Origin of the sequence: Pseudomonas sp. USHLN015, assembly GCF_037153275.1 — a bacterium.
Lineage (GTDB): Bacteria > Pseudomonadota > Gammaproteobacteria > Pseudomonadales > Pseudomonadaceae > Metapseudomonas > Metapseudomonas tohonis.
Map to the genome: position 1 here is coordinate 1 of NZ_JBBCKP010000039.1, position 280 is coordinate 280.

A 280-nucleotide genomic window follows, 5' to 3' on the forward strand; every position below is an offset into this window, starting at 1 on the left:
GGTCGAGCGCCTGGCCGTCGAGCACAAGCCGAAGATGATCGTCGCCGGCTTCTCCGCCTATTCGAAGACCCTCGACTTCCCGCGCTTCCGCGCCATCGCCGACAAGGTCGGCGCGCTGCTGTTCGTCGACATGGCCCACGTCGCCGGCCTGGTCGCCGCTGGCCTGTACCCCAACCCGCTGCCCTACGCCGACGTGGTCACCACCACCACCCACAAGACCCTGCGCGGCCCGCGCGGCGGCCTGATCCTGGCGCGCAAGAACGAGGAGATCGAGAAGAAG

At 68.9% G+C, this 280-nt stretch carries 1 pseudogene; it reads left to right on the plus strand.

The window, feature by feature from the left end:
* Positions 1 to 280: pseudogene (gene glyA / locus WFQ67_RS30245) on the plus strand (serine hydroxymethyltransferase); the annotation flags it as partial.